The organism is Flavisolibacter ginsengisoli DSM 18119, from assembly GCF_900129295.1.
Lineage (GTDB): Bacteria > Bacteroidota > Bacteroidia > Chitinophagales > Chitinophagaceae > Flavisolibacter > Flavisolibacter ginsengisoli.
The window spans coordinates 56,170-75,395 of sequence record NZ_FQUU01000015.1 but is presented as its reverse complement, the minus strand read 5'-3'; the positions used below and the strand labels follow the sequence as shown (position 1 = coordinate 75,395).

16 protein-coding genes are annotated in these 19,226 nt (G+C 41.4%); 6 read left to right on the top strand and 10 right to left on the bottom strand.

The window, feature by feature from the left end; translation table 11 throughout:
* Positions 1–93: 93 nt before the first annotated feature.
* Both carB and BUA53_RS15885 read left to right on the top strand, forming a co-directional pair.
* Entirely contained in the window at positions 94–2,916 is a 2,823-nt protein-coding gene (gene carB, locus BUA53_RS15890) for a carbamoyl-phosphate synthase large subunit (RefSeq protein ID WP_072836385.1), read from the top strand.
* A 151-nt stretch (positions 2,917–3,067) separates the two neighbouring features.
* Positions 3,068–3,544, top strand: coding sequence for a DinB family protein (locus BUA53_RS15885; RefSeq protein ID WP_072836384.1), 477 nt, complete (start codon positions 3,068–3,070; stop codon positions 3,542–3,544).
* Between the two features lie 204 nt (positions 3,545–3,748).
* Here BUA53_RS15885 and BUA53_RS15880 read toward each other — a convergent pair whose 3' ends face one another.
* The 8 genes from BUA53_RS15880 to BUA53_RS15845 form a co-directional block, all read right to left on the bottom strand.
* The gene (locus BUA53_RS15880; protein WP_072836383.1) at positions 3,749–4,162 is read right to left on the bottom strand and encodes a hypothetical protein; all 414 of its coding nucleotides are present in this window, start codon (positions 4,160–4,162) and stop codon (positions 3,749–3,751) included.
* Positions 4,163–4,170: 8 nt separating this feature from the next.
* Positions 4,171–4,908 (bottom strand): hypothetical protein, encoded by a 738-nt coding sequence (locus BUA53_RS15875; RefSeq protein WP_072836382.1) that lies wholly within the window; start codon positions 4,906–4,908, stop codon positions 4,171–4,173.
* Between the two features lie 35 nt (positions 4,909–4,943).
* Positions 4,944–5,498 carry an RNA polymerase sigma factor gene (locus BUA53_RS15870; protein ID WP_072836381.1) on the bottom strand — a complete coding sequence of 185 codons (555 nt, stop codon included), beginning with the start codon at positions 5,496–5,498 and terminating at the stop codon, positions 4,944–4,946.
* A 492-nt stretch (positions 5,499–5,990) separates the two neighbouring features.
* Positions 5,991–6,953, bottom strand: a complete 963-nt coding sequence (locus tag BUA53_RS15865) for a transketolase family protein (RefSeq protein WP_072836380.1) — start codon at positions 6,951–6,953, stop codon at positions 5,991–5,993.
* Positions 6,954–7,017: 64 nt separating this feature from the next.
* On the bottom strand, positions 7,018–7,764 hold the full coding sequence (locus BUA53_RS15860; protein ID WP_072836379.1) for a polysaccharide deacetylase family protein: 747 nt from the start codon (positions 7,762–7,764) through the stop codon (positions 7,018–7,020).
* Positions 7,765–7,840: 76 nt separating this feature from the next.
* Complete coding sequence (gene galE / locus BUA53_RS15855) at positions 7,841–8,896, bottom strand: UDP-glucose 4-epimerase GalE (protein WP_072836378.1); 1,056 nt, start codon at positions 8,894–8,896, stop codon at positions 7,841–7,843.
* A 30-nt stretch (positions 8,897–8,926) separates the two neighbouring features.
* Positions 8,927–10,144 carry an inorganic phosphate transporter gene (locus tag BUA53_RS15850; protein WP_072836377.1) on the bottom strand — a complete coding sequence of 406 codons (1,218 nt, stop codon included), beginning with the start codon at positions 10,142–10,144 and terminating at the stop codon, positions 8,927–8,929.
* Between the two features lie 89 nt (positions 10,145–10,233).
* Positions 10,234–10,875, bottom strand: a complete 642-nt coding sequence (locus BUA53_RS15845; protein ID WP_072836376.1) for a DUF47 domain-containing protein — start codon at positions 10,873–10,875, stop codon at positions 10,234–10,236.
* A 416-nt stretch (positions 10,876–11,291) separates the two neighbouring features.
* Here BUA53_RS15845 and BUA53_RS15840 point away from each other — a divergent pair, with 416 nt between their 5' ends.
* Entirely contained in the window at positions 11,292–14,132 is a 2,841-nt protein-coding gene (locus BUA53_RS15840; RefSeq protein ID WP_072836375.1) for a TonB-dependent receptor, read from the top strand.
* Between the two features lie 22 nt (positions 14,133–14,154).
* Positions 14,155–15,534, top strand: coding sequence for a hypothetical protein (locus BUA53_RS15835; protein WP_072836374.1), 1,380 nt, complete (start codon positions 14,155–14,157; stop codon positions 15,532–15,534).
* 51 nt (positions 15,535–15,585) lie between these two features.
* On the opposite strand, the gene BUA53_RS21260 is transcribed toward BUA53_RS15835, so the two are convergent.
* Positions 15,586–15,747 carry a hypothetical protein gene (locus BUA53_RS21260; protein WP_175546096.1) on the bottom strand — a complete coding sequence of 54 codons (162 nt, stop codon included), beginning with the start codon at positions 15,745–15,747 and terminating at the stop codon, positions 15,586–15,588.
* Here BUA53_RS21260 and BUA53_RS15830 point away from each other — a divergent pair, their 5' ends adjacent.
* Together BUA53_RS15830 and BUA53_RS15825 are read left to right on the top strand one after the other, a co-directional pair.
* Complete coding sequence (locus tag BUA53_RS15830) at positions 15,748–18,174, top strand: bifunctional YncE family protein/alkaline phosphatase family protein (RefSeq protein ID WP_072836373.1); 2,427 nt, start codon at positions 15,748–15,750, stop codon at positions 18,172–18,174. It begins immediately after the preceding gene.
* A gap of 196 nt (positions 18,175–18,370) precedes the next feature.
* Positions 18,371–18,724 carry a PleD family two-component system response regulator gene (locus BUA53_RS15825; protein WP_072836372.1) on the top strand — a complete coding sequence of 118 codons (354 nt, stop codon included), beginning with the start codon at positions 18,371–18,373 and terminating at the stop codon, positions 18,722–18,724.
* A gap of 74 nt (positions 18,725–18,798) precedes the next feature.
* Here the strand turns inward: BUA53_RS15825 and BUA53_RS15820 are convergent, their stop codons facing one another.
* A complete protein-coding gene (locus BUA53_RS15820) occupies positions 18,799–19,155 on the bottom strand; it encodes an ArsR/SmtB family transcription factor (protein ID WP_072836371.1) in 357 nt (118 codons plus the stop codon).
* Positions 19,156–19,226: the final 71 nt, after the last annotated feature.

Below are 19,226 nucleotides of genomic sequence, written 5' to 3'. Positions count from 1 at the left end.
GTTTTTTTATATCCTTAAATCAAGTAAATAAGGCTTTTTTCATATGTTTTATTCGGCAACAGCCTGCATGGAAAAAAGCCGCTATCAACACAGATGCCTAAAGACTCCTCAATAAAATCAGTATTAATTATCGGCTCTGGGCCTATTGTTATCGGCCAGGCTTGCGAATTTGATTACTCCGGTACCCAGGCTGCAAGAAGCTTGCGTGAAGAAGGTATTGAAGTGATCCTTATTAATAGTAATCCGGCCACCATCATGACAGACCCAATGATGGCCGACAGGGTTTATTTGTTGCCACTAAACGTGGAAAGTATTGAGCAGATACTTGAGGAAAATAATATCGACGCCGTACTTCCTACAATGGGAGGGCAGACAGCGCTCAATCTTGCTAAGGAAGCAGAAGACCTGGGCATCTGGGAAAAGTACAATGTCCGCCTGATAGGTGTGGATATTAAAGCTATTGATAAGGCGGAGGACAGGGAGAAGTTCCGCCAGTGGATGATACGCCTTGGCGTTCCTGTAGCTCCTGCACACACCGCCAATTCCTTCCTGGAAGGAAAGGAATTTGCACAGGACATCGGCTTTCCACTGGTGATCAGGCCATCTTTTACACTGGGTGGCACGGGTGGAGGATTTGTGCATGACGCTTCTGAACTTGATGAAGCCCTGCAACGTGGTTTACAGGCTTCGCCTATTCATGAAGTACTGGTAGAAAAAGCAGTCCTTGGCTGGAAAGAATTTGAGCTGGAATTGCTGCGTGATTCCGCTGATAATGTATGTATCATTTGTACCGTTGAGAATTTTGACCCAATGGGTGTTCATACAGGCGATTCTATTACTGTAGCCCCTGCCATGACGCTTAGCGATACTGCTTTCCAGTTAATGCGCAATACCGCTATCTTGATGATGCGCGACTTAGGGAATTTTGCCGGTGGTTGCAACGTGCAGTTTGCTCTTGATCCTGAATCAGAGGGAATTATCGCTATCGAAATAAATCCGCGTGTAAGCCGTTCTTCAGCACTGGCATCAAAAGCAACAGGCTATCCTATTGCCAAAATAGCTGCCAAGCTGGCTATTGGCTATACATTGGATGAACTGGAAAACCAGATCACTAAAACCACATCAGCCTATTTTGAGCCTGCCCTTGATTATGTCATTGTAAAGATCCCACGCTGGAACTTCGATAAATTTAAAGGTGCCAATGATACGCTGGGGCTGCAAATGAAAAGTGTGGGTGAGGTAATGGCTATTGGAAGAAGCTTTACAGAGGCTGTTCAAAAAGCCTGTCAGAGCCTGGAGAATAATGCAGTGGGTCTTGGTTATTATGGCAAAAGTGGCATGAGGTCGGAAGAGTTGCTGGAATACATTAAAACTCCGAAATGGGATCGCATATTCAGGATCAAAGATGCGCTGATGCTTGGCATCAGTGTAAATACCATTGCCAAAGCCACTTACATTGACCGCTGGTTCCTTTACGAGATCCAGAAGATCTGTAACATAGAAAAAGAACTGGGTAATTACTGGTTGGAAGAATTGCCAACAGATTTGTTGCGCAAGGCTAAAGTGCATGGATTCAGCGATGAGCAGATAGCCCGTATCATCCAGGATGGCAGTGAAGAAGAAGTGTACGAAAAGAGAAAAGCAGCAGGCATCACCCGTGTATATAAAATGGTAGATACCTGCAGCGCTGAGTTCGAAGCAAAAACACCTTATTTCTATTCAACCTTTGAAGAAGGAAATTTCAATGAAAGCAAGGTTTCAGATAAAAAGAAAATAATTGTATTGGGAAGTGGTCCCAATCGCATTGGCCAGGGAATAGAATTCGACTATTGCTGCGTCCATGGCCTATTGGCCATTAAGGAAGCTGGCTATGAATCCATCATGGTCAACTGTAATCCAGAAACCGTATCTACGGATTTTGATATGGCTGATAAGCTGTATTTCGAACCTGTATTTTGGGAACATCTTTGGGAACTTATTGAATATGAAAAGCCTGAAGGTGTCATAGTGCAATTGGGTGGGCAAACAGCGTTGAAACTGGCGGAGCGCCTGCATCAAAAAGGAATCAAGATCATGGGAACCTCCTATGATAATATGGATATAGCAGAAGATCGCGGGCGCTTTAGCGATATGCTTAAAGAACTGGATATTCCTTATCCAAATTATGGAACTGCCTATGATGTGGATGATGCAGTGGAAGTGGCAAAGAAAGTTGGTTACCCCGTGCTGGTGCGTCCCAGCTATGTACTGGGTGGACAAAGAATGCGTATCGTTATCAATGATGAAGAACTGGAGAAGGCAGTTATCAGCCTGTTGAAACATATTCCAGGTAATAAGATATTGATCGATCATTTCCTTGACCGTTGCCAGGAAGCAGAGATAGATGCCATATTCGATGGTGAGAACTTTCATGTGATGGGAGTGATGGAACATATTGAACCAGCAGGTATTCATAGTGGTGACAGCAATGCCGTATTGCCAGCATTCAACCTCACACCATTAGTTGTAACCACCATGGAACATTATGCTGAGAAGATTGCAAGGGCTTTGAATATCCTTGGACTGATCAACATCCAGTTTGCTATAAAGGATGGAAAGGTATACGTGATCGAGGCCAACCCGAGGGCTTCACGTACCACGCCTTTTATTGCAAAAGCTTACGGTATTCCTTATTTGAATGTAGCTACCAAAGTGATGTTAGGTGCCAACAAACTCACCGACTTTACATTTGAAAAGAAGCTGAATGGTTTTGCTATTAAAGAACCTGTATTTTCATTTAATAAGTTTCCGGGTGTAAATAAAGAGTTGGGACCTGAAATGAAATCAACGGGAGAGGCTATCCGCTTTATCAAAGACCTGAGGGATCCTTACTTCAGGCAATTGTACAAAGACAGAAGTATGTACCTGAGTAAATAGCAAATAAATTATTCTCGCGAGCCCACACCCTGGTGTGGGCTTTTTTATGTAGAACAAAATGCCATTTATCATTTAAATAGGAGACACTACATTTTATCTTTTCACTTGCTAAGAGAGTTTATTTTTATTTGCCTTATAAAATTTCTATAGCATGAATAAAGAAATTCAATACCTGGTCTCCCAATTACAAGAAAGTTATAATGGTGATCCATGGTTTGGACGTAATGCTGAAAAACTATTAGGAGAGGTAACGGAAACTTTAGCTTTCCAAAAACCTAATGGACAACACAGCATTGCAGAACTGGTATGGCATATGGTGAACTGGAGAGAATTTGTAATAAGCAGGTTTAAAAAAGATGAAACCAAGGACCTACATTATTTTGAAGCAAACGACTGGCGGCAACTGGATCATTCAGACAGATCATTGTGGCAACATGGTCTGCAAAAATTGAATGAAACGCAGGAAATATTGATAAATATTTTACAGGACCAGTCCGATTCAATACTTGATAAGACTGTTGAGGAAAGAACTTACAACTACAGGAATCTATTGAATGGTATCGTACAGCACGATATATATCATCTGGGTCAGATCGCCTACCTGGTTAAATTTTTGAATCAGCAATAAAAGATAGAATACAGCTATGTAGGTAAAGCTACTTCTCCGGATTTCTATTTTTTGATTGTATTAAATATGAAAAAATATAACAAAAGATGGAAGGAAAGGTGAAAGAGATGATCCTTTTAAAAAAGAAGGCCTGCCCTAAAAAGAGCCGGCCGTTGCTAACCTATGAAAAACACCAAGTTCAAATATAGTTTAAAAAACAAACTATTACAACCCGGGATTATTTCTTTTGTTAGCACGGCCTTCCAGGCGGTTTTGCAACCTGTCCTGCTGAAGTTCTTTAACGCCTTTTATAAAATCACGTTCGTAAGTAAATACATCATTACTGCGTTTATCACCTATGATCGGCTTAAACTGGTCGCGGTAACGTAAGCGCAATTCAACTATCTTTTGCTGTAGCACCAACCTGTCACCTTTGTAATCCTGGTTAGTTTTACGCAGGTCCCTGAAATAATCAAGGAACACGGGGCTGAACTTCTCAGCCTCAGTTTTAGATAATCCCAGCTTTTGCTGGATGTATTCTGTCATTTTATCCTGCAACCGTCCCCCATCGTTATCCTGGGCATAGGAAGAGAAATGAATAACAGTAAAGAAGCTTAATATGAGTAAAAGTTTTTTCATTGTCTGGGTTAATTAATAGCCATAAGGTCTTCATCATCAGTGGGCACCTGTCTTAGAAATGCATCCAGTTCCGTATCAGAAACCCCGTTCAGCATAGATTTGACTTCAGTAACTACAGCAGGTTTATTGTGTGCTGTACTATTATTGCCGGAAGTGATATCTGCTGTTTTGATGAACTCATTGAGTTCTTTGGTGCTTACATTTTTAAGCTGCTGGGCAATAGGCTTATTAGCGTCAATGCCATTACTTTCAAGGCTATAAAAGTACCCGGTAAGTGCAATAATACCGGCAACCATTGCCGCAACCGCCAATCTCATCCACTTTCTCCTTACCATGGGAATGACTCGTGCCGGTTGTTTGTCAACCAGTTTTTCCAATACCTGGTCAGGAAAATTGGCAAAATAACCCTGCGGAACCTGGTACGGAGTCACTCTTTCTATGAGTGTTAGAATAGCTGACTGGGGATCATCCCCAACCATGTATGGCAGTTCATCAAGATTTGATTGGAAGTAGTTTTCAGGAATTGCATAAGGCATGTTCCGTGAAATACCTGCTAACAAAGGTGAAAGAGAAGCAATTTCTTCGCTGGCAGAAACGCTTTCAACCCCTTTGATCTTAGCCAATATTGAACCAGCCAAACCTTCAAAATACCCTTCCGGAACTGAAAAAGTATTTTTGTCAGGATGGGCAGGCAGGTCACTGTTCAAACCCCTCAATTCATCTTCTATGTTATTATGGCTGTTCATTTACAAGATCTAGGACCTAAAAAGGGTTCCAAAGTTTAATGATTTTTGATATAATCTTCAATTTTTTTTACCGCATGGTGGTAACTGGCTTTTAATGCTCCTTCACTGGTATCCAGTACACGGCTCATCTCTTCATAGGGCATTTCATCATAATATCTCAAAGTGAACACAGCCTTTTGTTTCTCAGGGAGTTGTTGAATGGCAAGCTGTAATTTCCACTCCAGCTTATTTGCATCAAAATACCTGTCAGCCTTTATCTTATTACTTAATCCGCTTTCCACATCACTCAGGCTTACCGAGGCTCTTTTTTTCTGCCCCTCCAGGAATGTTAAAGATTCATTGGTACCAATACGGTAGAGCCAGGTATAAAGCTGGGAATCTTCCCTGAAGTTTTCCAAACCATTCCATACACGAATAAAAACATTTTGCAATACGTCATTGGCATCGTCATGATCCACAACCATTCTTCTTACATGCCAGTAGAGCTTTTCCTGGTACTTTTTAATCAAAGCAGTAAATGCCTGTTCTTTTGTAGCAGGATTTTTAAACTGCATGAGCAGTTCCGCATCTGATCTTTCTATTTGGGCCATTGGTTCTTAATTCCAGGTAACTGGATTTTTATGATGGCGGTAAAGATAATTTTAAAGAGATAAACTTTCTGCATTCCATTGCAGTTCTTTAAAGCGAGTTCATCAGAAACTAGCCGTCAATATTTATTGTCAAGGAATCATATTTAACATTAATGCCATGCAATATAATAACCCACACCTGACTTCAACGTATTTAAGCCCTATCAACTCCCTACCAACCGCCTACTTCCAGTATAGATACTGCGTGATGATCACGCAGTATCTATACCTTAGATAGGGAGGACATAGGTAGAACATAGGGAGAAGGTAGGGTGATGGTCTGAAAAAAGCAGAAGGAAGCCAGGTCTAAAACGATGAAAAGACCAGGAGCTCTAAAAATATTTCACATATTTATCATTAATAATGTGAGTACTGTGGCATTGCTTTAATGAAAGGCCGAAAACAAAAAACCTTCCGGAGGGAAGGCTGGTGGTTTGTTTTTATAAAAAGGAATCAGGCTGTCTTTTTTGAAAGGACCTTCTCGGTGGCTGCAATAATATCTGGTACATCTAAACCATATTTCTTTAATAACTGGTCAGGTGTGCCACTTTCGCCAAAAGTGTCCTTAGTACCTACATATTCAATAGGAATAGGGAAGTTTTTGGCTGCAACCTGGGCTATGGCATCTCCCAGGCCACCGATAATATTGTGTTCCTCCACTGTCACTGCACATTTGGTCTTCCGGATAGAATTCAAAACTGCTTCTTCATCAAGGGGTTTGATCGTATGGATATTGATCACCTCCACACTTAGTCCTTTTTCTTCAAGGGCTATCCCGGCCTGGATGGCATTCCACACCATATGCCCACAGGCAAAGATGCTGACATCTGTACCTTCTGAAAAACGTTGGGCTTTGCCAATGACAAATGGTTCGTTGGGGTCAGTAAAAATGGGCCAGCTTGGGCGGCCAAAACGCAGGTAAACTGGTCCTTCAAATTCCGCTATCGCCAGCGTGGCTGCCTTGGTCTGGTTATAATCACATGGCACTATTACTGTCATGCCTGGCAGCATTTTCATCAGGCCAATATCTTCCAGGATCTGGTGGGTGGCACCGTCTTCTCCAAGCGTTACGCCTGCGTGAGAAGCACAGATCTTTACGTTTTTACCGCTATAGGCAACACTTTGCCGTATCTGGTCGTAAACACGGCCGGTAGAAAAGTTAGCAAAGGTGGTTGTAAAAGGTATCTTACCTCCAATGGTTAATCCCGCAGCAATGCCAATCATATTGGCTTCTGCAATACCAACCTGTATAAAGCGTTCAGGAAATTCTTTGATGAACTGTTGCAGCTTCAGTGAACCAGCCAGATCGGCGGTAAGGGCTACAACATTTTTATTTTTACGGGCAGCTTCTGCAATTCCATCACCGAATCCGCTCCGGGTATCTTTCTTTCCGGTCGGTTGTATATCTTTTAACATTCCAACGATTTGGCTGCAAAATAAACGAACAATCTGCTTACCTGCCTAAAATAGTTATTCCTGGCTATTGACGCATAATGTCACAGACCGTATAGAATTTCATATTGTTATCTATAACCGCCTGTATGATCTTTCGCAGCCTTTCCGGGGATACATACATGTTTTTTTCTGCCCTGTTAATATGATGCCCGACCAGCACCAGGCAATTATTATTCTTTTGTGCAATATTGACAAGGTTCAAAAGCTCATTGATGGTTTTTCCGCTGGATCTATCCATGCCTATGGCAAATAATTTTGAATTGTCCTCATTGGAAGTAAAGCTTTTTGCATAATCAGAGGATCCATTTAAACAACGAATGCTTCTAAAACGCCTGAGTAAACAATTATCAAGTACCTCGGTATGGCTTCCATAGGGATAGGCAAAATTTTTAGGATAGAAGCCATCTGCATTCATCAGAACCAATCCTTTAAGGATCTCTTCTCCTTCCAGTCTTTCCATACTGTTTTTTCGCAGGAATTTCACCATATCAGGATGAGTCAGCGTATGATATGCAATCTCATGACCATGATTTTTTAATATTTTAAGCTTGCTTTTTTGATCTTGAGTTAAATTCTGGTAATTGGAAATGTAAAACGTGGCTTTCACATGAAAGGAATCAAATACGGGAAGGAAATCGTACCATTCATCAATATAACAATCATCAAAGGTTAATGCAACCCCGGGCCTGGGCATATGGCCAGGCTTATCATATTTGGTGCAACCGAAAAAAAATACAAGAGTAAGGAAAGAAACACAAGTGATAGTTCTCATTACAGTTTTAATAACTGCAGAAAAGTATCAAGCTCATCAATAATAGAAAAATATATTCGACAAGGAAAGCTAAAAACTAGTTCATTTGAAAGTTAGAGTTCTCATGAAGGGAAGAATCCTGTTTTAATTTCAATTCCCAATTCCATGCGGTGCTCATCATTTCTTCGAGTGTTCGTTCGGGATTCCAGCCCAGGCGCATCTTAGCCTTGTCATTATTTGCATAGATGGCCATGATATCACCGGGACGACGTGGACCTATTTCGTAATTAAGTTTTACACCGCTTACCTTTTCAAAAGCTTTGATGGCTTCCAGCACTGTCACACCATTGCCGGTGCCCAGGTTAAACACCTCGCAACCAGCAGCATTGTGACCTTTTTGCAAATACTTAATAGCCAGCGTATGTGCATGGGCGATATCACATACATGTATATAATCCCTTACACAACTGCCGTCACGGGTGGGGTAATCATCGCCAAAGACCATCATTTTGGGCAACTTGCCAATAGCAGTTTGTGTAATGGCAGGCACCAGGTTTTGTGGTTTGCCAATAGGTAATTCGCCAATCAGCCCTGATGGATGTGCACCGACAGGGTTAAAGTAGCGTAATAATATAGCCTGTGTCTTGCTTGCTTTTTGAAATTCTCCCAGTATTTGCTCGCCCATTTGCTTGGTATACCCGTACGGTGAGGCAGCAGGCTTTGGTGGTGTTTCTTCAGTGACCATTTGCTGGTCAGGTTCACCATATACTGTACAGGAAGAGGAAAATACAAACCATGGTATGGAGAATTCCTGTACGCATTTCAACAAGGAAATAAGTGAGTACAGGTTGTTTTCAAAATATAATAAAGGCTTTTCAACAGACTCTCCTACGGCTTTGTAAGCCGCGAAATGTATGATGCCACTGATGTCTTCATTTTCCTGGAAGATGGCAAAAGTGTCATCGAAATTACAAAGGTCAACCTTGTAGTTCTTTACGGTTTTGCCTGTTATTTTTTGAACGCCTTCGAGAACGGCAGGGTTAGACCTTGAATTATTATCCACGCAGATCACTTCATAACCGTTCTCTATCAGGTCAACTATTGTATGAGACCCTATATATCCACAACCTCCTGTTACCAGTATTTTTGCCATTTGCGAAAGTTAAGCCGCAAACTTCGGAAATTATGTAAGAAAAAAATGAAGTATATAAAAAATACCCGCTGCAAGCACGGCGCTGATAGGAATGGTTAGTATCCAGGCCCATAAGAGATTAAGGGTTACACCCCAGCGAACGGCTGATAAGCGTTTAGTGGCTCCAACACCCATAATGGCACCAGTGATCGTATGCGTGGTGCTTACAGGTATCTTCAAAGCTTCTGTAACAAACAAGGTAATGGCACCTGCTGTTTCAGCAGCAACTCCTTCAAATGGAGTAACCTTGGTGATACGGGTGCCCATGGTTTTAACGATCTTCCATCCACCGCTCATGGTTCCCATGGCAATAGCGGAATAACAAGCTAATGGCACCCACCATTCCATGTGATTGATATTATATCTTGCAGGATCGCTTGCCACCAATGCAGCCATAATTATACCCATGACTTTTTGAGCATCATTGCCGCCATGGCCAATACTGAAAGCAGCAGATGAAATCAATTGCAGTCGTTTAAACCAGAGGTTTGACTTGTGGGCATTCAATGTATTGAGCCAGAAGGTGAATACTGCAAATACCACCAGGATAAAGCAAAGTAGTATCCATTTAAAGTTCTTGGTATAAAAAAACACCTGCCAGAAATAGGTCTTATAATGCGTTTTGCCTTCTAATTCTTTAGGGTCTAAAATTAACTGGTCGTATAAGAACCATACTACAAATAGTATGACCAGGATAGAAACCAGCCTGGGCAGGTAATCCTTTCGAAAGGAAAGTAAAAACCAGAGAGAAATGATAAAAGCTATGAACATTCCAACCAGGGGAGCCACCACTATAAAGCTGGCTGTTTTAATAATAGGATCGCTATTGATAGCACCCCAGCCCCCAAATGCCACACCGGCACCTGCAAAGCCACCAATCAATGTATGAGAGGAGGAAGAAGGTATGCCGAACCACCAGGTAAGTAAGTTCCAGATAATGGCAGCTATCAAACCAGCCAACACTACAATCAGGCCTGTGTGACCGGTAACATATTCCGGCTTCACAGTTTTGGCCACTGTATTGGCCACTCCATGATCTTTAAAAATAAAAAAGGCGGCAAAATTGAATACTGCTGCCCAGATTACCGCCTGGAAAGGGGTCAATACCTTTGTAGATACGATAGTGGCAATAGAGTTGGCCGCATCATGAAAGCCATTAATAAAATCAAATATTAATGCCAGGACTATAATGGAGAGGACGAAACTCATTAAGACAATTTGAAATGATTGGGAATTCAGAATATTATACTACCAGGACGCTTATACCATAACTGCTATATAACAAGGCATTGTTTGGCCTATGCGTACTTAATAATAATTGATTCAATAACATTGGCCGCGTCTTCACATTTATCTGTGGCTGTTTCCATCACCTGGTAGATCTCTCTTTTCTTAATAACCTCTTTTGCATCAGGCTCGGTAGCAAATAAACGCTCAATGCTCATATCAAAAATATCATCTGCTTCATTTTCAAGACTGTTGATCCTGACAAGTGATTCTGTGATCAGGCGCATATTCTTGAGCGTTCTTAATTCGCCCACAGTGCTGCGCACTTCATTGGTACTTTGAACAATGATCTCGGCCAGCTTGTGTATTCCTATATCATTGGGATTGACCCTGTAAAAGTTTACTTTCTTGGCTGAAGCAAAAATAAAATCGGCAATATCATCTAAGGCAGAGGCCAGGTAGTGAATATCTTCCCTGTCGAAAGGGGTAATAAAATTGCGTCCCAGTTCAGTAAAAAGATTATGAGTGAGCTCATCGTTGGCATGTTCCAGGTCTTCCATTTTTGATATCAGCGTCTGGCGCTTATCAAAGTCAGACTCAGTTACTACCTGGGTCAATAACACACCCATTTGTTTTACATTGTCCGCGCTTTTTTCAAATAAGTCGTAGAAAACCTTGTTCTTGGGAGCCAGCAATTTTGCGAAAATATTCATAATGACAACTTTTAATGGTCGGGGGCGAAGTTAAGTTCTATTCATTGGGCCGAAATACTTAACGGAAAATTAATAATAACTTAATATAGACGTAACATGCGATTCATAAATCGTGCTAATTCTATAAAATGAAAGCTAGAGCCTATTTAAAGAATCTGCCTTTTGTTTTATGATGCCTTATTACTATAGCAGAAATAAATTATAATTATTGTTGAAGCATTGTTGTATTGATCATTGATTCTTTTAATAGAATAGGATGCCTGTATCATAATATATAATATTACATATCATACAATCACTGTTTATTTATGCCATTTTCCAGGTAACAATTCAATAACATTCCGTTCACTATTCCTTAATTGTGCGTTAACCTTAGGGTAATATGATAGAACGTGCTTTGCCGCAAATAAGACGGAATGAAGTTTCGGATAGTAAGTTTAGTTTTTTGTTTGTTAATTGGTTCAATTACCTACGCCCAGGTCCAGAAGGTAAGTGGTAAAGTGTTGAATGATAAAAATGAGCCAATACCGGGAGTTTCTGTAAAAGTCACCGGGGGTGCAGGAACATCCACCAATGTAGATGGACAGTTTGAATTAAATCTTGCCCCAGGTAAAAAATACGAAGTTCGTTTTACTGCTGTAGGATATAAGGCAAAATTGGTGGGTGATGTGGAAGTACTCCCCGGGCAGGTTAATGAATTGAATCTTGTACTTGAAACAGAAAGCAAGGACCTGAATAATATAGTGATCACGGCTAGCAGTAATTCCAGGAAGGAAACTGTGAACTCACTGATCACTTATCAGAAGAATACAAATACTATAGCGCAGGTGGTATCGGCTGAAGCTATACGCCGTTCTCCTGATAAGAATACAGGTGAAGTATTAAAAAGAGTACCGGGTACTTCTATCCAGGAAGGTAAATACCTGGTAGTAAGAGGATTGGCGGACAGGTATAACCAGGCTTTATTGAATGGTGTATTATTAGGTACCACGGAACCAGATCGTAAAAGTTTCTCATTCGACATATTTCCTGCTTCCATTATTGATAATATCATTATCAATAAAGCCTTTGTCCCCGAATCCCCGGGAGAGTGGGCCGGGGGACTGGTACAGGTAAATACCAAAGATGTTCCTGCAGCTAACTTTTTAAGCATACAGGTTGGTACAGGTTTTAACAGCCAGACTATCGGTAAGGATTTTTATACTTATAAGGGTGACAAAAATGATTGGTTGGGATTTGATGATGGTACCCGGGGATTGCCTGCAGGTTTTCCTACTTCGAGGCAATTCACAGCCCTCTCCCGGCAGGAACAAATTGATTATGCAAAAAAGCTGGAAAACACCTGGAGCACACAGCCGGTATCTTCTAAAGTATTGCCTTTACTGAACACTTCTTTTCAATTAAGTGGAGGTATCAATACACATATTGGTAAAAACAAATTAGGTGGTGTTGTTGCACTGACCTATAACAGGAGCATGCGCAACCTTCAATACAACAATAGCATTTTTGTAATCAACGAGGTGGACCAGAATAACAGAAAGTATGATGCGGTGTCAAGCTTTTCTTATTCCAATCATAAATACAGCCAGGATGTATTATGGGGAGCCCTGGGCAACCTGACATTGCAACTGGGTAATAACAGCAAGATTTCATCTAAAACACTGGTTAATGTAAATGCAACTGACTATGCTATTGACCGGGTTGGAAAAGATTATGAGGGCGCAGCTGGTAACATAGGTGACAATGTAAGGGCAACAGAACTTGCTTTCAGATCCAATACTTTCTTTAATACCCAATTAACAGGAGACCATAATATTCCAATGTTGAAAACCAAACTGCATTGGTATGGAAGCTTTGGTATCCTTGATCAATATGTGCCCGATCAAAGAAGGATCAGGTATACACAAAACGGTAATGATCCAACCGGTCCGTATTTATTGGATGTTTCATCTTCTCAAACTTCCCAGGTTTCCGGTAGCCGTTATTTTGGGTTCCTGAATGAATATATATACACTGGTGGTGGCGATGCCAGCAAAACATTTAATTGGGGTGGCAACAGTCAAACCATAAAAGGTGGGTACATGGTGCAGGTGAAGGACAGGCTTTTTGACGCCAAGCCATTTGCAGTATATATTCCTGGAGGTGATAACAAGGCGCTTCGACAGTTACCTGCTGATAAAATTTTTGATCCGTCAAACTTTGGCGATGGCAGCGCCACAAGTAACCAGTTTGCCTTTAACGAACTGACAGGATCGCAATACAGGTACGTGGCCAATTCCATTCTTAACGCAGGATTCCTGCAGTTAGATAACCAGTTTTCTTCCGGTCTAAGAGCTGTATGGGGACTAAGGGTGGAAGATTTTGACCAGGTGATAGGTAGTATGAATGCTAAAGACCCACGCCATGTACATACACGCGTTACAGATTATTTGCCCGCCCTTAACCTTACCTATAAATTAAGCAATACGACCAACCTGCGCTTATCCGGATCTCAAACAGTGATCCGGCCTGAGTTCAGGGAACTGAGTGATTTTGCTTTTTTTGATTTCGAGTTGGGAGCTACTGTCACGGGGATCAAATCCTTGCAGCGCACAAAAGTTACGAATGCTGATCTGCGTTATGAGGTGTATCCCAGGGCAGGCGAGTTATTTACTGCTGGTTTATTCTATAAATATTTTAAAAACCCTATCGAATTATATTTTAACCAGTCGGGTACGGGAAGCTCCAGCACATTTAATTATATCAATGCTGATAATGCCAACAGCTTTGGAGCAGAACTGGAAATGCGAAAGAAACTTGACTTCAGCCAGGCGTTGCGCAATTTCACTTTCCAAAGTAATATATCCTACATCTATAACAGGGTGAAATGGGAAAGTGCAAGGTTGGACAGGCCTATGCAGGGTCAGTCGCCCTATGTGATCAATGCTTCACTGCAATATGACCTGAACCCTTCAGGCCTGAGTACCACCTTACTCTTTAACCAGATAGGCAGAAGGATACTGTATGTGGGTGGAAATGACATTCCACCGGTATGGGAAGCCCCAAGGGCATTGCTTGATTTTCAAATTGCTAAAAAGGTGCTGAATAAAAAGGGAGAGCTCAAACTGAATATTTCAGATCTGCTAAACCAGCGAGCTGTTTATTATCATGACTTGCAGGACGATGGTAAATATTCAGGTAGCAATGCAGATGCTCTTGCCATCGATCGTAAATATGGAACTAACTACAGCCTCAGTTTTTCCTATAACATTAAATAGATAAAATCTTTAAGAATAAAACATGAAAAAGCTATTGACACTAACCGCAATTATTGGTTTGCTAAGCAGCGGTTGCCGCAAAATTGAAATGGATGGTGGAACCACTGTAGTGACCCCAACTACGGGTACGGAAAATACCATCCTTGAAGGACGCATTACAGAAAACAGGACATTAAAGGCAGGCAATACCTACAAGTTGAGAGGCCTGGTATACGTGACCAATGGAGCAGTTTTAACCATTGAGCCTGGGACAAAGATAGTTGGTGAAACAGGCCAGCGGGGAGGTTTGATCATTACAAGGAATGCCAAAATATCTGCAGACGGCACTATAGACAAGCCGATAGTATTTACGTCTGAATCAGCTTCGCCTCAAAGAGGTGACTGGGCTGGTGTGGTAATATTAGGCAATGCTCCTGTTAATGCTTCATTCAATGGTGTGCAAGGTGTAGGAGAAATAGAAGGTGGCATCAATAACAGTGATGGTCTTGGTTTATATGGTGGTACCAACCCTGCTGATAACAGTGGTATTTTACGTTATGTAAGAATTGAATATGCTGGTTACGCTTTCCTGCCAGATAAAGAGATCAATGGTCTGACCTTTGGTGGTGTAGGTAATCAAACAGTTGTGGATTATGTGCAGGTTTCCTACGCCAACGACGATTCTTTTGAGTGGTTTGGAGGTACAGTAAATTGCAAACACCTAATATCATTCAGAACATTGGATGATGACTTTGATACTGACAATGGCTTTTCCGGCAAGGTGCAGTTTGGTATTGTGCTGAGAGATTCTTCGGTAGCTGATATCTCGAAGAGTGAAGCATTTGAAAGCGACAATGATGCCAACGGTAGTTCATTAACGCCTCAAACGTCTGCTGTGTTCTCCAATATAACTGCTCTTGGTCCTAAGGCTACTTTAGCCAATACTGGTAATAACCTGTTTGTATGGGGAGCGCAGATCAGGAGAAATTCAAGCATCTCTATCTTCAACTCACTGATCATGGGATGGCCAACTGGCTTGTATATTGACGCCACAAAAGGTACACCTACCGATAATAATATACCAGGTAGCTTGTTTGTACAAAATACCATTATTGCGGGTTCTCCAACAGCAGTGCTTTATGGTGCCAGCACTACTTCACCTACAGGCGCCACCACTGCCAGCATCAATACATGGTTTAATACAGCTGCCTATGGAAGCAGCGTACTTACCAATAATTCAGATGTTGGTTTGACTGCTCCATTTAATTATACTGCCCCTGATTTTAATCCGGCTGCAGGTTCTCCTGCAGCAGCAGGCGGCATATTTACACACGCCAAACTTAATGGGTTGACCAATGTAAATTACAAGGGAGCCTGCGCGGTTGGTGATACATGGTGGAAGAACTGGACCAAATTCATGTAATTGCAATATTTATAATGCTAAAACCATCCTGCACACAGTAGGATGGTTTTTTTATATAGGCACACCACCCTGGAGGACCATCCTGGCATAACAATCATCAGATATCAGGTATGGCCCGGATCGCTGCAATTTTATAGAATTGGTCTTCATGGCTAAACCTATGAACTTTTTATACAACTTTGCTCCCTCAGGAACCTGGTTAAAACCGCACATATGAAAAACTTCTCCATTATTATAGCACTTTTTCTATACTTCAATTGTTTTGCTCAAACATCTGACAGTCTCAATAAGATTAGGCTACGATTACCAAATGGATGGAGTATTACGCCTGTAGGAAAAAGGTTGCCCTTAGGAGACCTGCCATTGAACATGGTGGTAAGCCCGGACAAAAGACTTGTAGCTGTTACCAATAACGGTCAAAGTGTGCAGACCTTGCAATTATTTGATGCCAGGAAGGAAAAGCAATTAGATTGGGTTGAGGTTGGCAAGGCCTGGTATGGATTGGCTTTTAGTGGGGATAACAAATACCTGTATGCCTCAGGAGGCAACGATAATTGTATTCTGCGTTATCATATAGTAAATAATAAACTGGAATTAAAAGATTCCATTCAACTGGGAAAGCGCTGGCCAAATAAACTATCTCCTGCAGGCATTGCCATTGATGATGCAAAACAACAATTGTATGTAATAACCAAGGAAAATAACAGCCTGTATGTGGTAGATCTGAAAACAAGGAAAGTGCAGAATGTATTTCCTTTAGGAGGTGAGGGGTATTGCTGCCTCCTGTCTTCCACTCGGCAACAATTGTTCATTAGTTGCTGGGGATGTGATAAGGTGCTGGTCTTTGATACGGAGAAAGGGAAATTTACAGCTTCTATACCTGTAGGCGATAACCCCAATGAAATGGTGCTTTCCGCTGATGGACATTATTTGTTTGTATGTAATGCCAATGACAATTCCGTGTCTGTTATAGATACAAAACTGGATAAGGTTATAGAAACCCTGAATGCTGCCTTATATCCTGGTGCCCCAAGTGGCTCCACTACCAATGCAGTGGCATTAAGTCAAAAAGGAAAAACATTGTATGTGGCTAATGCAGACAATAATTGTATAGCTGTCTTTGATGTAAGCACTCCTGGCCGTAGTATGTCCAAAGGTTATATTCCATCAGGATGGTATCCTACGAGTATAAAAATGGTGGGTGATAAAATATGGATTGCAAATGGAAAAGGTTTCTCTTCTATGGCTAATCCGCATGGGCCGAATCCCGTTTCATCAAAAGAAAAAGTGTGGCGTCATGAAGGAGATACTGCACAGCAAAAAGGTGTTCAATATATTGCCGGGCTATTTAAAGGCGGGCTGACTATTCTTCCCGCTCCTAGTGCCTGGCAGTTGGGGGAATATACAAAAGCTGTTTATGGTAACACACCTTATAACAATAAAAAAGAAACCATGGCGGAGGGTGATGTGCACAACCCGGTGCCAACATCCCTGCATCAAGGATCACCCATAAAATATGTCTTCTACGTGATAAAGGAGAATCGTACCTATGACCAGGTATTGGGAGATATGCCTGGAGGAAATGGTGATACTTCCCTGGTGTTATTTGGACAGCATATAACACCCAATTTGCATGCTCTTGCCAGTAAGTTTGTATTGCTGGATAATTTTTATGTAGACGCGGAAGTAAGTGCTGATGGGCATAACTGGAGCATGGGTGCATATGCTACAGATTACCTGGAGAAAACATGGCCTACCAGCTATGGAAAAAGGGGAGGGAACTATGATGCTGAAGGGAATCGTGCCATAGCTAATAATAAAGCAGGGTTTATTTGGGATCATTGTAAAAAATACGGGATCAGTTATAGGACGTATGGTGAGTTTGCAGATGATTATAATCCTAATATAAAATCATTGACCGGGCACTATTGTCCGTATTATACAGGGTTCAACACTTCAGTGATGGACACAACGCGCTTTTACCAGTGGAAGAGAGATTTCGATTCATTAATGGCTATACATGCAGTTCCCCAATTCAATACAGTTCGTTTTGGTAATGATCACACAAGTGGTCTAAAACTGGGTGCCAAATCACCGTTTGCCATGGTGGCGGATAATGACCTTGCTGTTGGTATGTTCATTGACTACCTGAGCAAATCTTCCATCTGGAAGGAAACTGCTGTCTTCATTTTAGAAGATGACGCACAAAATGGCGCCGATCATGTGGATGCCCACAGAAGCACCGCGTATATAGCAGGAGGGTTTGTAAAAAGGAATTTTATTGACCACACCCCTTATACCACCACATCTGTATTAAGGACCATAGAACTGATACTAGGCATGCCCCCGATGACACAATATGATGCCGCGGCCACTCCCATGTGGCGTTCATTTAATACAACAGCTGATACATCAGGATTTACTATGATACCTGCCACTATTGATCTGTTGCAGAAAAATCTTGTTAGAAATAAATGGCAGCAACGCTCTGAAACTTTCAATGTAACAAAGGAGGATGCTATTCCCGACCTTGAATTCAATGAAGTGTTATGGCATGCTGTAAAAGGTGATGCAGTCCCTTTTCCGGGACCACGACATGCTGCATTTGTGCAGCCATTGCAGAGTGAGGAAGATGATTAAAATATTTATTAAGAAGTGTATATGTATGTAGCAGTATCATGCTTACAGGTATTTTATTGCCTATTACCATTGTTTTTATAGCTGACTCCGCCACGTAAATTATACAGGTATAATTCCCATTGTCTGGCTTTAACAAGCAAGGTATCTTGCAGGTCCTTCCTTTATCCTTTTACAAAGCTTTACTCAATCCTTAACTATGTTTAAAAGAACACGTGTCCTTATTGTGGACAGTGACCTGCACAATCTTTCCCGTATTTATTTATCTCTTATTCATAAAGGGTATAAGGTGGAAGCGTCTGAAGATGGACAGGAGATCATTCCACGTATAGAAAGGTTTAAGCCTTCAATAATGATCATCCATGCGCAAACCAGGAATCTTACCGCGGGGATTTATTCCTACCTGGAGCAGTGCAGGAAAAACATCATATTAGTGAAAAATGCTGAAGAACCGGTACCATTCAGTTCCTATCGTTTGCAGGTAGTGACTATGCCTGCTGACATCAACTTTTTTGATAAGAAGATCAGGGAAATATTGGGTATTGTGGAATAAATAGTAAACAAGGCCCTTTAGGGTAAGCTTTATACCCTTTGAGATCATTTCATTTCCGCCAACTTGCAAAGAGCTCAGCTTTCAGTTGAAAGTTCAGTATCACTAGCCTTTTCTTTGGCTACATGAATGATGTCTTCAGCTACCTGGTGAATCTGTTTCAGGCGTTGGTAGTTTACTGAGTAGAAAATGAACTTTCCTTGTCTCTCTGTTAATACAAAGCCCGCCTTCCGAAGAATGGCAAGGTGCTGGGAAGCAACAGATTGTTCAAGCCTTAGCTTAATAAATACTTCTGTAACAGTCATTCTACCATTCTGGTGTAATAACTGGAGAATTTGCCGCCTGAGGGGGTGATTGACAGCCCGGAATATTAAAGCAGCTTTTTTGATTTGAATGACCTCAATAATGAGTTCATTTTGGTTGGTTGTTTGCATTTTGATGCGTTAAGCAATAGTAAGATAAAGAAATTGTTTGATATATAGCATGATTTTCGACATCTTGGCAA

Bases quoted from the DNA above. Each gene is read 5' to 3' on its own strand.
- BUA53_RS15885 (WP_072836384.1), top strand. From the start codon at position 3,068: ATGAATAAAGAAATTCAATACCTGGTCTCCCAATTACAAGAAAGTTAT.
- carB (WP_072836385.1), top strand. From the start codon at position 94: ATGCCTAAAGACTCCTCAATAAAATCAGTATTAATTATCGGCTCTGGG.
- BUA53_RS15870 (WP_072836381.1), bottom strand. From the start codon at position 5,498: ATGGCCCAAATAGAAAGATCAGATGCGGAACTGCTCATGCAGTTTAAA.
- BUA53_RS15860 (WP_072836379.1), bottom strand. From the start codon at position 7,764: ATGAGAACTATCACTTGTGTTTCTTTCCTTACTCTTGTATTTTTTTTC.
- BUA53_RS15880 (WP_072836383.1), bottom strand. From the start codon at position 4,162: ATGAAAAAACTTTTACTCATATTAAGCTTCTTTACTGTTATTCATTTC.
- BUA53_RS15850 (WP_072836377.1), bottom strand. From the start codon at position 10,144: ATGAGTTTCGTCCTCTCCATTATAGTCCTGGCATTAATATTTGATTTT.
- BUA53_RS15845 (WP_072836376.1), bottom strand. From the start codon at position 10,875: ATGAATATTTTCGCAAAATTGCTGGCTCCCAAGAACAAGGTTTTCTAC.
- BUA53_RS15875 (WP_072836382.1), bottom strand. From the start codon at position 4,908: ATGAACAGCCATAATAACATAGAAGATGAATTGAGGGGTTTGAACAGT.
- BUA53_RS15835 (WP_072836374.1), top strand. From the start codon at position 14,155: ATGAAAAAGCTATTGACACTAACCGCAATTATTGGTTTGCTAAGCAGC.
- BUA53_RS15830 (WP_072836373.1), top strand. From the start codon at position 15,748: ATGAAAAACTTCTCCATTATTATAGCACTTTTTCTATACTTCAATTGT.
- BUA53_RS15820 (WP_072836371.1), bottom strand. From the start codon at position 19,155: ATGCAAACAACCAACCAAAATGAACTCATTATTGAGGTCATTCAAATC.
- BUA53_RS15865 (WP_072836380.1), bottom strand. From the start codon at position 6,953: ATGTTAAAAGATATACAACCGACCGGAAAGAAAGATACCCGGAGCGGA.
- BUA53_RS15840 (WP_072836375.1), top strand. From the start codon at position 11,292: ATGAAGTTTCGGATAGTAAGTTTAGTTTTTTGTTTGTTAATTGGTTCA.
- BUA53_RS21260 (WP_175546096.1), bottom strand. From the start codon at position 15,747: ATGTGCGGTTTTAACCAGGTTCCTGAGGGAGCAAAGTTGTATAAAAAG.
- galE (WP_072836378.1), bottom strand. From the start codon at position 8,896: ATGGCAAAAATACTGGTAACAGGAGGTTGTGGATATATAGGGTCTCAT.
- BUA53_RS15825 (WP_072836372.1), top strand. From the start codon at position 18,371: ATGTTTAAAAGAACACGTGTCCTTATTGTGGACAGTGACCTGCACAAT.